The 14,163-nt window shown below is 62.6% G+C and carries 14 protein-coding genes and 1 pseudogene; 8 read left to right on the plus strand and 7 right to left on the minus strand.

The window, feature by feature from the left end; all coding sequences use genetic code 11:
• Positions 1 to 79 precede the first annotated feature (79 nt).
• Positions 80 to 688, plus strand: a complete 609-nt coding sequence (locus tag AC50X5_RS01635) for a hypothetical protein (protein ID WP_494974434.1) — start codon at positions 80 to 82, stop codon at positions 686 to 688.
• Positions 689 to 746: 58 nt separating this feature from the next.
• On the opposite strand, the gene AC50X5_RS01640 is transcribed toward AC50X5_RS01635, so the two are convergent.
• A complete protein-coding gene (locus tag AC50X5_RS01640; protein ID WP_494974435.1) occupies positions 747 to 1,778 on the minus strand; it encodes a DMT family transporter in 1,032 nt (343 codons plus the stop codon).
• Positions 1,779 to 1,810: 32 nt separating this feature from the next.
• Between AC50X5_RS01640 and AC50X5_RS01645 the strand changes: the two genes are divergently transcribed.
• Positions 1,811 to 2,458 (plus strand): TetR/AcrR family transcriptional regulator, encoded by a 648-nt coding sequence (locus AC50X5_RS01645; protein WP_494974436.1) that lies wholly within the window; start codon positions 1,811 to 1,813, stop codon positions 2,456 to 2,458.
• Between the two features lie 61 nt (positions 2,459 to 2,519).
• On the opposite strand, the gene AC50X5_RS01650 is transcribed toward AC50X5_RS01645, so the two are convergent.
• Both AC50X5_RS01650 and AC50X5_RS01655 read right to left on the minus strand, forming a co-directional pair.
• Positions 2,520 to 3,632, minus strand: a complete 1,113-nt coding sequence (locus tag AC50X5_RS01650) for a branched-chain amino acid aminotransferase (RefSeq protein WP_494974437.1) — start codon at positions 3,630 to 3,632, stop codon at positions 2,520 to 2,522.
• Positions 3,633 to 3,730: 98 nt separating this feature from the next.
• The gene (locus tag AC50X5_RS01655; RefSeq protein ID WP_494974438.1) at positions 3,731 to 4,783 is read right to left on the minus strand and encodes a 3-isopropylmalate dehydrogenase; all 1,053 of its coding nucleotides are present in this window, start codon (positions 4,781 to 4,783) and stop codon (positions 3,731 to 3,733) included.
• Between the two features lie 130 nt (positions 4,784 to 4,913).
• Here AC50X5_RS01655 and AC50X5_RS01660 point away from each other — a divergent pair, with 130 nt between their 5' ends.
• A complete protein-coding gene (locus tag AC50X5_RS01660; RefSeq protein ID WP_494974439.1) occupies positions 4,914 to 6,098 on the plus strand; it encodes a sensor histidine kinase in 1,185 nt (394 codons plus the stop codon).
• Between the two features lie 2 nt (positions 6,099 to 6,100).
• Positions 6,101 to 6,832 carry a response regulator gene (locus tag AC50X5_RS01665; protein WP_494974440.1) on the plus strand — a complete coding sequence of 244 codons (732 nt, stop codon included), beginning with the start codon at positions 6,101 to 6,103 and terminating at the stop codon, positions 6,830 to 6,832.
• A 197-nt stretch (positions 6,833 to 7,029) separates the two neighbouring features.
• Here AC50X5_RS01665 and AC50X5_RS01670 read toward each other — a convergent pair whose 3' ends face one another.
• The 3 genes from AC50X5_RS01670 to AC50X5_RS01680 all read right to left on the minus strand — a co-directional run bounded on the left by AC50X5_RS01670 (position 7,030) and on the right by AC50X5_RS01680 (position 10,687).
• Positions 7,030 to 7,239, minus strand: a complete 210-nt coding sequence (locus AC50X5_RS01670; protein WP_494975200.1) for a PxKF domain-containing protein — start codon at positions 7,237 to 7,239, stop codon at positions 7,030 to 7,032.
• Between the two features lie 642 nt (positions 7,240 to 7,881).
• A complete protein-coding gene (locus tag AC50X5_RS01675) occupies positions 7,882 to 9,588 on the minus strand; it encodes a TnsB C-terminal domain-containing protein (protein ID WP_494974441.1) in 1,707 nt (568 codons plus the stop codon).
• A 154-nt stretch (positions 9,589 to 9,742) separates the two neighbouring features.
• Positions 9,743 to 10,687 (minus strand): alpha/beta hydrolase family protein, encoded by a 945-nt coding sequence (locus AC50X5_RS01680; RefSeq protein ID WP_494974442.1) that lies wholly within the window; start codon positions 10,685 to 10,687, stop codon positions 9,743 to 9,745.
• 123 nt (positions 10,688 to 10,810) lie between these two features.
• Here AC50X5_RS01680 and AC50X5_RS01685 point away from each other — a divergent pair, with 123 nt between their 5' ends.
• Complete coding sequence (locus tag AC50X5_RS01685; protein ID WP_493983462.1) at positions 10,811 to 11,410, plus strand: TetR/AcrR family transcriptional regulator; 600 nt, start codon at positions 10,811 to 10,813, stop codon at positions 11,408 to 11,410.
• Between the two features lie 201 nt (positions 11,411 to 11,611).
• Here AC50X5_RS01685 and AC50X5_RS01690 read toward each other — a convergent pair whose 3' ends face one another.
• Positions 11,612 to 11,821: a hypothetical protein gene (locus AC50X5_RS01690; RefSeq protein ID WP_494974443.1), complete on the minus strand. Its 210-nt coding sequence runs from the start codon at positions 11,819 to 11,821 to the stop codon at positions 11,612 to 11,614.
• A 606-nt stretch (positions 11,822 to 12,427) separates the two neighbouring features.
• On the opposite strand from AC50X5_RS01690, the gene AC50X5_RS01695 reads away from it, so the two are divergent.
• From AC50X5_RS01695 to AC50X5_RS01705, 3 genes and pseudogenes are all read left to right on the plus strand, one after another.
• Positions 12,428 to 13,000, plus strand: coding sequence for a suppressor of fused domain protein (locus AC50X5_RS01695; RefSeq protein ID WP_494974444.1), 573 nt, complete (start codon positions 12,428 to 12,430; stop codon positions 12,998 to 13,000).
• 13 nt (positions 13,001 to 13,013) lie between these two features.
• Positions 13,014 to 13,230, plus strand: a pseudogene (locus AC50X5_RS01700) (helix-turn-helix domain-containing protein).
• A 167-nt stretch (positions 13,231 to 13,397) separates the two neighbouring features.
• Positions 13,398 to 13,745, plus strand: a complete 348-nt coding sequence (locus tag AC50X5_RS01705; protein WP_494974445.1) for a hypothetical protein — start codon at positions 13,398 to 13,400, stop codon at positions 13,743 to 13,745.
• The last annotated feature ends 418 nt before the right edge of the window (positions 13,746 to 14,163 follow it).

The following is a 14,163-nucleotide window of genomic DNA, read 5'->3' on the forward strand; positions in this document are numbered from 1 at the left end:
GCCGGTACGGGGCGGAGGTTGTTGCAGTTGGATCACCACTACTGGATCCATCACCACTACAGGAAGTACCGGCACCGTCATGAGCGATTCACCCACCACAACTTTGTCCGGCCTCCTGGCGGACGCCGAGGCCGCCGGGCACGACCACGCCGTCACCGAGAAGAACAGCGGCCTCCAGCACATCCACAACCACGCCACCGGCACCATCGTCTGGTTCCCCACCTGGCAGAAGTTCCGCCAGACCAGCGACTGGACAGACGCCGTCGCGCAACAGGAAGCGGCACTGGAATCCGCCACATCAGGAGGGACTGCGCTCCCGGATGCTACTTCGGCGCTGCTGGCTGAGCGCCTCGACGCCCTGCTGGAACGGGCCGCCGGCTCAGCCGATGCACACGTCTTTGTGCAGGACAACCTCACGGCACACCTGACGGAAACCTGGGCCATCGCCGATGCCGTGGCCCGCATCGCCGGCACCGGCCTTCCCGCCGGAACGCCGCCGCCAGCCTTCGCCAACTACCCTTACCAGATCTATGCCCAGGACGGCGGCACCTTCGCCACTGCGCTCTGGAACGACATCATCGACGCGCGCCGGAAGCGCGCCCTCGCGGATGAAGCCGCCCGGAAGGCCCTGAAGCCGGTGTCCCGGAAAGCCCTGAAGAACGCCGCCCGGAAGGCAGCCCGCCGCTGACGAGGGCTTGCCCGGGGCACCTCGGAGTCAAGACATCCCGCACGTGCCAAGCCCCGCTTCAGCATCTGTCTTCGGAGGGAGAATGCGGGACGCTTTGGGTGCATGGGTGTTCCTCGCCCGGCGTCCTGACCGGCGCTCGGACCTCGGATGGTTTTTCACCTTCTCCGCCCGACGAAGCCCTGGTACGTCGAGCGGGAGTGAAGAGAACGAGGGTAATCGCCGCGGCGCCGAGGGCGAGACCCGCGGCCGTTGCAGCGGTAAAGGGCTCGCCGAAAAGAAGGGCGCCAAGGAGCGCGGTGACGGGGGCCACGAGGAAGAGGAGCGCATTGAGGCCGGTGATCCCCAGGCGGCGGAGGAGGTACCAGTAGAGCGCGTATGCGGTGAGCGTGGGGATGAGGGCGATGGTGACGGTGGAGAGCCAGAAGCTGGCGGAGCCCGGCGGAATCCAGGTGTTGGTGCAGGCGGCAACGATGGCTACAGCCGCGAGGGTGATGACGGCGTGAACTGCAAGAGTGGGGAAAACCGCCAGGTTTGACGGCGATCGGCGCTCGAGGAAGGTCGCCGTGACGAGGCTGGCGAGCGAGAGCAACGGAAGCAGGTATGCCGCGGAGGGCGAGGATGTTACGGCCGAGGCATCCGCCCACACGATGAAGAGCACCCCGACCGCCCCCAGGGCCAGGCCAACCCATTGCCGGGCACGGACCCGCAGGCCGAGGAGCGGACCGACGAGGGTTGCCGCCACGAGGGGCTGGATGGCATCGATGAGTGCCGTGGTGCCTGAAGAGACACCCGCCGCGATAGCGAGGTAGATGGGCACGACGTAACCGAACTGGGCGAAAATGCCGATGGCGAGGTGCGGTCGAATGTCACGCCACGATGGCAAGACGAACCGACCACGCAAGGTGACGACGAGAGACGCCGCGGCCAGCAGTCCCACCACGACGACAAAGCGCCAGAGGATGAGGGTGAGGGGGTTTGCGTCGGCCGTTCCAACTTTTGCGATGAGGAACCCGGAACTCCAGCTCACGATGAAAGCCGTTGACGCGACGGCCAAAACGAGTGACTTCGGTATACCGATCTGTTTACTCATGCTTCGACTATACAGGACGGTATACTAAGTGAATGAGAAAAGAGTACGAACCTGAGGCACTGCCGACGCTGACGGCCGGCGCTGCGAAGGTCTTAGCCGCGGCAAGCGGGCTCTTCTATCGCGAGGGAATCCATGCGGTGGGAGTAGATGCGATTGCCGCTGCTGCCGGAACAACCAAGAAGACTCTGTACGACCGGTTCGGCTCGAAGGAGGCGTTGGCCCTGGCCTACCTGCAGGGTCGCGATGAACGGTGGCGGGCTTATCTTGCGGACGGGCTGCAAGAGGTGGAGAAAGGCAGCATTGATCGCGTGTTGACAGTGTTCGACCTGACTGAGGCCTGGGCACGCGAGAACAACCCCAAGGGCTGCGGTGCGATCAACGCCCGGGCCGAATTCGAGTCGGTATCGCATCCGATTTCAGCGGAGGCGGTCCGGCAGAAGAAGTGGATGCGTGAGCTGTTTGCTGAGCTGTGCCGTGACGCCGGAGTGGCCGACGCCGATGCGATGGCCGACACACTGATGTTGCTGCACGATGGCGGGCTCGCGACCCTGGGGATGGGGACGTTCGAGCGTCCGTTCGCCGTAGCCCGGGGCGCCGCCGAACGGTTGCTCAAGAACAGCGCCCCGCCCGGCCGCCGCGCACTGCCACCGGCAAACCCGCAGGGAGGAAGAGGGAAATAACCTTGCCGCGGCAGGCAGCAAGTTATGCGCCCTCTTCCTCGCGTGCGCGCTTCAGGCCGGGTCAGGCGAGCCGGGTCAACCAGCCGTGCACATCCTCCTCGACACCCGTCTGGATGCCCAGCAGCTTCTCGCGGATGGCCATGGTGGTCTCCCCCGCGGTGGCATCTTCGGAACCGATATGCTCGGTGGCGTCTTTAAGGAGCCCGATAGGGGTGATGACGGCGGCAGTACCGCACGCGAAAACTTCGGTGATGTCCCCGGATGCCACGCCGTCGCGCCATTCGTCGAGAGTGATCTTGCGTTCCGTCACGTCACGTCCCATGTCCTTGGCCACCTGGATGACCGAAGACCGGGTGATGCCTTCGAGGATGGTTCCCGTCAAAGCAGGAGTGGCAAGGGAACCGTCCTTCATCACGAAGAACACGTTCATGCCGCCCAGTTCCTCCACGGCGTCATCATTGAAGTAATCCAGGAAAAGCACCTGCTTGCAGCCGTGCGCTTCGGCCTCCTGCTGTGCGATCAGGGAGGCAGCGTAGTTGCCGCCGCACTTCGCGGCACCGGTGCCGCCACGCCCGGCGCGTGCATAGTCGCGGGATATCCAGATGGACACCGGCTTCAGTTCACCGCCAAAGTAGTTGCCGGCAGGCGACGCAATCACCCGGAACGAAACTTCCCTGGCGGCGCGCACGCCCAGGAAGGCCTCAGTGGCAATCATGAACGGCCGCAGATACAGGGCTTCGCCGTCACCTGTTGGAACCCAGTCCTTGTCAGCGGTGACCAGTTCGCGCAGGGCACCCAGGAAGTACTCGGCCGGAAGTTCGGGCAAGGCGATCCTGCGGGCCGAGCTGTTCAGCCGTGCAGCGTTGGCTTCCGGACGGAAAGTCCAGATGGAACCGTCTGCGTGGCGGTAGGCCTTCAGGCCTTCAAAAATTTCCTGGCCGTAGTGGAACACCGCTGCGGAAGGGTCCAGGGCGATTGGACCATAGGCTTCCAACCGCGGATGGTGCCAGCCGCCAGCGCCGTTCGCGTCGACGCTGTAGTCGACGATCGCGGTGTGGTCAGTGAAATGGTTGCCAAACCCCGGGTTTGCCAGGATGGCTGCACGCTCTTCAGCAGATTTCGGGGTGGCCGAAAGCTGCCGGGTGAATTCGACGCCGTGGGCAGTCTGAGTCATGGTTCCTCCACAATCGGCTGCCGTTTACCGGGTGTCGACGCTGAGATCCGCCGGCAGCATTTGGTGATTCGACACAAGCTTACGCCTGCAGGGGTGTGCTAAAGCGCCGCCGCAATGGCATCGCCAATGGCGCTGGTGGTGCGGCTTCCGCCGTCGCGGTTTTCGACGTCGGCTGCCACTGCGGCCTCGATCTTCCGGGCGGCGCTGGTGTAGCCGAGGTGATCAAGGAGCATAGCCGCCGAAAGGATGGCCGCGGTGGGATCGGCCTTCTGCTGGCCGGCAATATCCGGGGCTGAGCCGTGCACGGGTTCAAACATGGACGGCGCGGTGCGGTCCATATTGACATTGGCGGATGCTGCCAGGCCAATGCCGCCCGTAACAGCCGCGGCGAGGTCCGTCAGGATGTCACCAAACAAGTTGTCAGTGACAATGACATCAAAGCGGGACGGATCGGTGACCATGAAGATGGTGGCTGCGTCCACGTGCAGGTAGTCGTGGGAGACTTCCGGATATTCAACAGCGACGGCCTCAACGGTCCGCTTCCACAGGTGGCCGGCGTAGACCAGGACGTTGTGCTTGTGGACCAGTGTCACGTGCTTTCGCTCACGTGCTGCTGCGCGGCGGAAAGCGTCGCGCACAACACGTTCCACACCGTAGGCAGTGTTGAGCGAAACCTCGGTGGCCACCTCATGGGCCGTGCCGGTCCGGAGGCTGCCACCGTTGCCGACATACGGGCCCTCCGTGCCCTCGCGGACAACAATAAAATCAATGGTTCCGGGGTTAGCCAGGGGGCTGCCTACCGACCCGTACAGGCGCGACGGGCGCAGGTTCACGTAGTGGTCCAGACTGAACCGCAGTTTCAGGAGCATCTCACGCTCGATGATCCCGGACGGGATCCGCGTGTCGCCCGGGGCCGCACCCACGGCGCCAAAGAGGATTGCATCCCGGGTGCGCAGGTCCGCAAGGACCCTCTCGGGCAAGGTCTCCCCGCTTTCCAGCCAGTGCTCCGCGCCCAGCTTGTAATGCGTGGGCTCAACAGTGATGCCTTCTGCGGCCGCAGCCTTGTCCAACACCTTCAGTGCCTCGGCGATGACCTCCGGGCCAATGCCGTCACCGGGAATGACGGCAAGATTAATCGTGGATGCGCTCATGCTCCTAGATTAGTAATGGCATCCACATGCTGGGCAATCTGTCTCATAATATGGTCGGCCCTCAGTGTTCAACCCAGGCTCCACCCGTGGCATGATGTACGCCTGCCCCCCGGGAACTAGAGTTTCCTGCGTGGACAGACGGCACAGCATGTATCAATGGCTCAGGGACAACCCCTTCAAGGTAGATACAGCAGTGATGATCGTTCTGCTGCTGTTCCTGGGCCCTGTTTACCTGCTGGCTGACCGCCCAGAACTTTTCCTGGTCTCCTGCAGCCTCGTGGTTCCGCTCGCCTGGCGGCGCACCAATCCTGTTGCTGCCGCAGCTGTCATGACGGTGGTCTGCCTGATCCAATGGGCTCTGGGCATTGAGGCGGTTGCAGGCCAGATCGCCGTGCCGATGATTATTTACGCCGTGTCGGCCTACGGCCCCGCCTGGGCCAGCCGGACGGTTCTTGTGCTCGGTCTCGTTGGTGGGGTCCTCCTGACCACCCGCACCTTTTCCGCCAACACGGCAGAGACGGGAGTTCTGGGGCTGACCATTGGCTCGTTGTACACAGTCCTGATCTGGATGCTGGTGCTGTTCAGCTGGACCCTTGGCGACCTCACGCGGGTCCGCCGCCTCCAACTGCAGGCTCTCGAGGACCGCGCCAGGCGACTGGAAATCGAACACCGGCAGGAGCGCGCGCTTGCGGCGGCCGACGAACGCTCCCACATTGCCCGGGAAATGCATGACATCGTCGCCCACTCCCTGTCCGTCATCATCACCCAGGCCGACGGCGCACGGTACGCTGCCGCCGTCGACCCTGCCGCCGCTACCCAGGCGCTGGAAACAATTGCCGCCACCGGCAGGACATCCCTGGCTGAAATGCGGCGCCTGCTGGGGGTGCTTCGCAATGACGACCCGGGCACAACCAGGCCACTGCCCGGGCTGGGCGACCTCGACGAGTTGTTCCTAAGCCTGCGCGCCGCAGGCCTGCCGCTGCGTTTCAGCCAGCAAGGCCAGGCGCGCCGGCCGCTTCCTGCCGGAGCGGAACTCACTGCCTACCGTTTCTTCCAGGAAGGCCTGACCAACGTCCTCAGGCATGCCGGCCCCGGCGCGCAGGCTGATGCAACCATGGTGTGGACGGCCAGGGGGTTGCAGCTGGACATCCAGGACGACGGTCGCGGAGCCTCGGCCGACGCTCCGGAATCAACCGGTAACGGCCTGCGGGGCATGGCCGAACGCGTGGCCCTCTACGATGGGACACTGACGGCCGGACCGGCCCCCGGCGGCGGCTTCCGGGTTTCCGCTTTTATCCCCTACACGGAAGCGTGATAATGGCCCCAGAAGCAGCCAACGGCACAGAAAACGGAAAAATCAGGGTGGCCCTTGTGGACGACCAGCAATTGGTGCGGTCCGGGCTGGGCATGCTGATCAACTCCCAGCCAGACCTATCCGTGGTCGTGGAAGCCGGAAACGGGATCGAAGCGGTCCAGTCCCTGGCAGCTACGGCTGTTGACGTCGTGCTCATGGACGTACGCATGCCTGGCATGGATGGCATCGAGGCCACGCGGCAGTTAATGGAGCAGGCGACCGCGGCTCCGGCAGGGTCCCGCCGAAGTGAACTCAAGGTGGTGGTCCTGACCACGTTCGATCTGGATGAATACGCTTTGGCCGCCATCCAGGCCGGCGCCAGCGGCTTCCTGCTCAAAGACGCGCCCCCGGAGGAACTTTTGGAGGCCATCCGCACGGTCCACCGCGGCGATGCCGTCATTGCGCCGTCAACCACCCGGCGGCTGCTGGACCACGTTGCTCCCCTGCTCCGCACCAAGGGTTCGCAGAGCCCGGAACACCATGCCGCCGTCGAACGCCTGACTGCCCGCGAACGGGAGGTCTTCGAACTCATCGCACTGGGCCAGTCCAACCCCGAGATTGCTACCAGGCTGTTTGTCTCAGAGGCAACGGTCAAAACCCATGTTGGGCACATCCTGGCCAAACTGGGCGCGCGGGACCGGGTGCAGGCGGTGGTGATCGCCTACGAGACAGGTGTCGTCACTCCCGGCTCCTGATGCCTCTGGGCGGACAGACCGGCCTGTCTTAGACAATTACAGCTTTTTGAGACGCCGCGCCCCCTCCACCGGCCGGTAAATTGTCGCTTTCGAGCCTCTACAGCGGTCATTGGTGTGGGACGAAGTGAAGTCAGAGCCGCAGCGCGGGTGCGGCTCTGCCTGCGGAATCGCCGTTCTTTGAAGTTGGGCTGAACCTCTCACCTTCGGAAGTCGAACAGCGCCGTGTGCAGGGTGCCGTCATCCAGCCGCAGTTCGAACTGCCGGCAGGTTCCCGCCCAAGTTTTCTGTGTCTTCCACACGAAGGTGTAGGTAGCGGAGTCCGCATTGTAGCTGAGGGAGCTCGTCTCCGCAGCTACAGTCTGCTCCACGGTGGCCGGAGTGACGCCGCCTGGGCAGTGAGTGTGAATCGCAGAGCTATTTGGCCCGAAAAATGCACGGCTTAGTGGCCTATAAGGAGTGTTTCCCTGGCTGCGTCGACGACTTCCGGTGTGAGTGCGTCGAGGTGGTTGAGCGTTAGTATCCTCCGTATTTGGGTGAGCAGCCTATCCACGAGACGGAAGTTTCCGCCTGTAATTCTGGCGATGGTCGCGACAGCGGTTGAGTACCCGAGGTTGTCTTCAGGGTCCATGTTCGGCGTAGTCCACCGCGTAAGAGATCTGCTGGCACGCGTTCGGTAGCCCTTGGTCGATTTGCCGGACGGTTGCGGCGACGGTGGGGGTGTAAAACGCTGTCCGTGCTTCAAGGATTCTCTCCGGAACCGGTGCAACCTTTTCAGTAAGGGCGGATTGCCAGGCGTCCCATTCATTCATGCTGCGTAGTGGCGGGCCGATAGTGTTTTGCCGACTTCTGCCGGGCCCCAGCAGAGGCCGATGTAACGGTGGGTGCGAACGGTGTTGGCAAACTCGGTGAAGCGGCGGTGTTCTCTGGTAGCCAGGAAGGCTGGCTGGTCAGAAGGCGGTGGTGGGGCCGCGCTGTTTATCTCGCCTAGTTTGTACATTAGGAATCTACTGCCATCATCCTTTCCGTCCAGAAGCGTGCGCTTGCCAGGATTAATCGGTTTCATAAACACGCAGCTTGTGTCGTTGAGCAGGTTCGGGAACGGGTGGGGCTTCAGAGGGGGCTGGAAGCACTTCGGGCGTCGTGGGTGCGTAGCGGGTGTCAGCGGGCAGAGCGTCGGCCAGGCTACGCCGCTCGTGCAGCTGGTGTTTGAGCTCGCGTTTCCGGTTGGCCCTGGCGTCGCGTAGCTGCTCAAGGGTGATCGATTCTGTTGCCAGCTCGGGGGCGATTGCCCGGCAAAGGAACGTGTCGTCGAAGTAGACACGGATTTCTCCGATGTGCCGAGGGTCATAACGGACGGTGACCTGTTCACCTACGTAGGCGGCCAACACGGGAGAAACGTAGCGGGTGGAGGCGAATTGGATGCCATCGCGCTGCACTTTCCTGGCCGTGGCTACGGTCAGCAGGAGCAAGTCGAGGTCTTCCGGGTGCGTCGGCATTTTGGGAATGAACCCTGAAGCGGACCACCGCTGCACGGGCGCCTGATTCGTTGATGAATGCCGACGGTGGTTGTACTCCGAGACGATGAATGCCTCGAGGATCCGATCGAGTTGCTGCAAGGTCAGTTCAGGTGGGCTGGTTGGCCGACCTCGCGTGTGGTGCGGGATGTAGCCGGGAAGGTGCGGCAGGAGTTCTGTGGTGACGGTGCGGTAGAACCGTTCGATTTTTCCTCGGCCTTGCGGTACCCCGGGTCTGGAGTGGATCAGTTGAATGTGGGTATCGAGGCAGACTCGCTCCAGTCGGGCGGAGGTGAAATCCGTGCCGTGATCGCTGTACAGCAAGTCCGGTAACCCCATGACGGGCCAGCACTGGTTCCCTTTTCCACGTACGGCCTGGTGAAGCGCCAGGGCAGTCTGCTCAGCGCTTGGCGCCCCGATGAATACTGTGTAGCCGGCAACTGCGCGGGAGTAGTCATCGAGAACGACCGTGAGCCAAGGCCGCGCAGTGCCTCCCTTGGCGTCGATGATCTCGATGTCGAGGAGTGTATGGTCGGCCTGCCACTGCTCGTTCGGGCGGCCGGCGGTACGGCGATAGACCAGCTCAAAGGTGTCCCGATAGGCGGCGTCACCGTCCTGCGCGAGCGTTCGGAGGCCCGGATCGATACCAGCTACCAGCGTCCGGATTGTCGAATAGCTCGGGGCAGGGATACCGCGGGCTGAAGCAATGTCGGCGATCCTGCGGTAAATGAATGCAGCTGTTGGTGCGGGACGGCGCAAAGCAAGTCCTTCGACCGCGTCGATGAACTCTTGTGGGAGCTCGCGCTTGCCCCGATCAGACCGAGGCAGACGCTCCAGGCTGGCGACTGTGCCACCCTCCCGATACCTGTGGAAAAACAGACGGCCGCCGGGTGTCGTCGTGTCAATTCCCTGCGACAGTGCACGAAGGCCGATCCCGCGCTGCTGCAGTTCCTCTGCGACCCGTTTGAGGTTACGCACCGAGCGGCCCAGCCGGTCCAGCTTTGTGACGACCAAGGTGTCGCCGTCCCGGACGTAATCAAGCACCTGGTCAAGAGCCAGCCGTCGGGCGAGGACACCGGAGGCATGTTCAACGAAGATTTTCTCGCATCCGGCAGCTTTGAGAACGTCCGTTTGTCCTTCGGGATTCTGGTCCCTGGTTGATACACGCGCTTTCCGATTAAAGCCACGCTCAAATGTAACGCAAACGCCGCCGCCGATACATAGAAAGTGGACACGGGTCATGAGACAGGACACGCCGGAACCGGGAGCAAGGTTTGTCGATGTCTCTTGAACGGTCGTTCACGGACGCCAGCGCAACGTGTTCGTTTCATTGAGTCCCGACGCCCGGCCCCTCCCCAGGAGCCGGGGCACATGGCGAGCGACGGAACCGCAGCTATCACTTACTGTCGACGCGGCCGATCGGATCGGTGCTGTCACTGAATGCGGCACGGGCAGTGGGCCAGCTGCTCTCGTCGACGTGGAGAGCGGCGCGCAGGTAGGCGGTGCTCATCCGCTGGATGACGGCGACCCGCTCGGGGTTCTCGTCGGTGGTCTCGGCGACTTCGTATCCGACGATCCCCCCTAGCGCGTGCTCGGCACCGTAGAAAGTGAGGAGGTCCGTAGCGCCGGGGCTGTGAGTGTAGGCATCGGTAAACCAGTCCGGTCCGCGGCTGGACATCTTGGACTGGTCGTGGTCACCAGCGACGACGAGGGTCGGCGCGGTGAGCTCCTGGAACGACGGGCGCATGAAGGGGAAGTTCGCCTGCGCAAACGGGTGCAGATCGTCGCCGCCGACACCGGTTGCTGCGAAGAGGATGCCTGCGGTGACGCGGCTGTCTGACATGTCCTCGCCGACCTGACCCGCTTCATCGAAGATTCGTGCGCCGAGCAGCGACTGCGCGGTTTGTCCGCCCCAGGAGTGACCGGTCGCGGCAACGCGACTGCGGTCGATGCGGCCGGCAAGTCCGGGGACGGCGGCCTCGATGGTGTCGAGCTGGTCAAGGATGCGCGTGAGATCCGCGATCCGTTCGGTCCAGATCGTGGGGAACACCGTGTGATCGAACCCGAACCCGTTCCGGCGAGAGTCCAGGTGCGTGGGCTGGATCACGACGAACCCACGAGAGGCCCAGAACGCCGTGAGCGGCGCGTAACCGTCGAGGTTCCAGCCGTTGCCATGGGAGAACACCACGACGGGGAGGTTCGAACCCGTCGCTGGGGCTGACACTCGCACTTCCAGCGGGACCGCCCGGCCGGGCGCGGACAACTCCACCGGGGCGACAGAGACGACCGGAGTGCCGGCGCCAATAATGCCGTTCAGTGTGTCGACGATGGATGAGGTCATGGCAAGTTCCTTCCTAAGGGTTGCTGCGCTCTGCGATACTGGGTATCGGAGCGTCGTTCCGCAACATTACGGAACTATGCTCCGTAATTCAAGTATCGGTCGTCGAGTGAGGTAGGAGGGCGCATGGCTGAGGCCCAGAGTGAGCAGTCGCGCGCTGCACGGCCCAAGCAAGTGGGTCGTCCGCGTCGGAGTGAGCAGGCGTTACTCGACGCAGCAGCAGCCGTGTTCGTGACATCCGGTGTCGATGCCCCGGTGCGGGAGATAGCCGCGAAAGCTGACGTCGGTGTGGGGACCATCTACCGTCACTTCCCGACGCGTTCGGAGCTTGTGGTTGCGGTGTACCGGCACCAGGTCGAGACGTGCGCAGACGCCGGCCCGCGCCTGCTGACGGAGAGCGCAACGCCCGAGGCAGCCTTGCGGGCCTGGGTGGCCTTATTCGTTGATTTCCTGGTCACCAAGCATGGGCTCGCCGGCGCGATGCAGGGTGACAGCGCGGGTTCCGACGCCCTGCACACCTACTTCGTCGACCGCCTCGTCCCTGTCTGCGGCTCGCTCCTCGATGCAGCGCTCGAGTCCGTTGGGGAGACGCCGCCGATTGATGCTTACAACGTGCTCAAAGGCATCGGGAACCTCTGCATTGGCGCAGCGGGTGACGCCCGGTATGAGGCCGCCGTTCTCGTTCAGCTACTCATCTCGGGCGTTCTCGCCCGGGGAGCTCGCTGACCGAGACTCATCGCGTCCTCCCGTGGAGCGCGACAAATAACGCTGCGAGAACCAGGCCACTTACCGCTGCGGTTCAGAGCCCAGCATCTGCGGTGAAATTCCTGCGGTTCGTCTCACCAATGTGTATCATTCCGATTATTCTCAACAAGTGACAACAGAGCCTCTGATGAGCATGGAAGATTCCGGTTGTAAAGCATCGGACTAGGCGGGGGAGACGGGTACTTCGGGCGCCCTTCCCAAAGCGGCTTCGTGCCGGGCGGGGTCGCGGAGTTCCTGGATCAGCGCGGCAATGTAGGCCTGCGTGTAGACGTGGCGGTTGTGTGCCTTGCTGTAGATGCATCGTGAACCGTCAGCGTATTCTGCCGATGGACCTTGGCCCTTCTTTCGTCCGACACCGTCCCTATGGCGCATCTTCGCGAAGTCGTTTACCGAATACCTGAACTGGGTCTGTTCCAGAAGGACAAACAGACGTTCTCGAAGCGGCCGGATGCGAGAAGATCTTCGTTGAACATGAGGCATTCTTGTTCCACTCATGATCACCTCAGGGGTCCTGGGTTTCTCAGGGATGACCATCGTCTACCTAACCCAGTCCTAACCTTCAACCAGATCGTCCCCAACCTCGGCGAACTGTCCCGTAGAGGGTTTCGCTTACGCGATGCCAAGTCGCACCACAAGCCCTCAGACGTGCCTCATAATCTAGGTGTGCCATATCGCTAGAGTTTCGAAGCGTCAGAACAGCACTGGGTACGCCGCCATTCCGGTCGGAGGACGCAGCTATCTCGCCCGTTTTCGGGACTGGTGCGATTTGTTCCCGGAATGAAAGGGGAGGAGCGCCATTAGCTGCGTATGTTTGTGCGAGGCTCGTGAGGATGTCGGGGCGCCGGTAGGCTGGCCGATGAAACATCTTCCCCCGTTTGCTGGCCATGGGGCAGGCAGGTCGTCCCGCTTGCTCTCGGAGTCATCGCCAAAATTCCCTGGGTTGGGTGCCGCGGGCAACGAGGTTAGGAAGGAACAGTAATGCCACACCTTGTCGAGCACCTTGAACGCTATCTGGGCACAATCTCCGGGGGCTGGTCCAAAGATGCGGACGGAAACCCGCAGCGCGCCCAAGTCCTCAAATTCGATAACGGACCCTTGGACGGCGTTGCTGCCTACTCGACCCTGGGACTGAGTCGACATGCACTGGCCTTGCCGGGCAAGGCGTCGATTCGGATGGAATTCCTGATGATGGTCCGCCGCGGCCACTTTGAGCGGTACGTTCCTTCGATCATGCAGCGGCTCGTGGAGGAAGTGATCCACGAAGGGCGCGCTCCGCTTCGAGGAGAAGTCATCGGTCCCAGAGGGCCGCTCGATCCTGATACCCGACTCGAAGCCTTCCTCGTATACAGCCCCTACTACCAACCCGATGGGTTTGCCGCCTGCGAGGACGCGGACGGCCCGATCATCATGGCCGGGCTCGTACCTCTGTTCCCAGAGGAGGCCAGCTTCGCTCGCACGCACGGCTGGGAGGCGTTTGAGAGTCTCCTGGTGCAGCACGATCCGGACGTTGTTGACTGGCGTCGACCTCCCCTGCCCGTGATCAGCTCATAAGATGGCCGGGTGACTGAAGAACTCACCAAGGGCCGCTTACTGTGACTGTTGGGCATTTTTGACCTTGGCTGACGTCTGCGAGGTTCTGAATATTGCCTTCGCGCAGGCTTATGACCTGGTGTGCTCTGGTGAGTTGCCTGCCATTCAGGTTGGGGTCGGGGCAGTGGCGTGTTGAGGCGCGCGCCTTGGACGAGTACATCTCTCGTGGCGAGGAGAGAACGGCGGAGTAAAGCCAGCTGGACCCGTGACGGCCTGCTAAATAGCGAGCGTCTTCTAGGTTTCTGATGCTTCATCTAAGCTGCTTCGCACGTACGTCGATTCCTTATCCCGCCTCCTGCTGTTGGAAACCCCGCAGGCAACATAGGCTCTCCTAGAAACGGCGACACACGGGGGAGCAATGACTGAGACAGCAACCGAGGACCCGCGGGTTCTGGAAGAAGCCGGAGGGCTGGAGCAGGTCCGCGCCCCGGCGTGGGAGACCAAGTACGAGCTGGGCGAGAACCCCGAGGACTTCGCCCATATGGTCTGCTGCCGTGATCTGGACTGGCGAAAGGCCATTTGTGGCTACGTCGAGGAAAATCCGACGATCATGCATCACTCCCACAACATCTGCACGATGTGCGTGGAGACGGTCGAAAGCATGGGCGTGGTCGTCGGTGAACGTCAGTGCCCGATTGACGACCAGCCGTGCCCGCCTGATGAGGAAGTGGACCGAATGATCGAGGAGCGCACCTCCGGAGCCTAAAGTTGTGCGGCCCCACCAGACGCCGCCGGGTCGCACACAGACGGGTCGCTAGCAGCCCGGCACCCACGCTTTTGAGGACGCATGCGTTGGTCGAAGATAGTTGAACCTGTTGCCGGGCGGGTAAACGGCGCCCAAACCCCTCTCGACGGTCTTGGTCAACGATCCATCACCGGTCGCCGTTTACCTTCTTAAGTTGAGAGAGTTTTGACCGTTCGGGATAAGGCACTGAAGGCACTGGGCAGTCTCGACGACCGTATGTGGTTGAATCAACGCGTGATCCTGACACTGAAAACCATGCTTGGTGATGGTTGATGTTGCGGCCACCCCTAGACGAGTTTTTGACCGGGGAGCTGAACGACTTCGTCAGAGCTCAACTCCTCACAGCAATCGAACAGTTGCAGACCGGGCGGCTATACTT

It is taken from the genome of Pseudarthrobacter sp. MDT1-40-2, assembly GCF_059383595.1.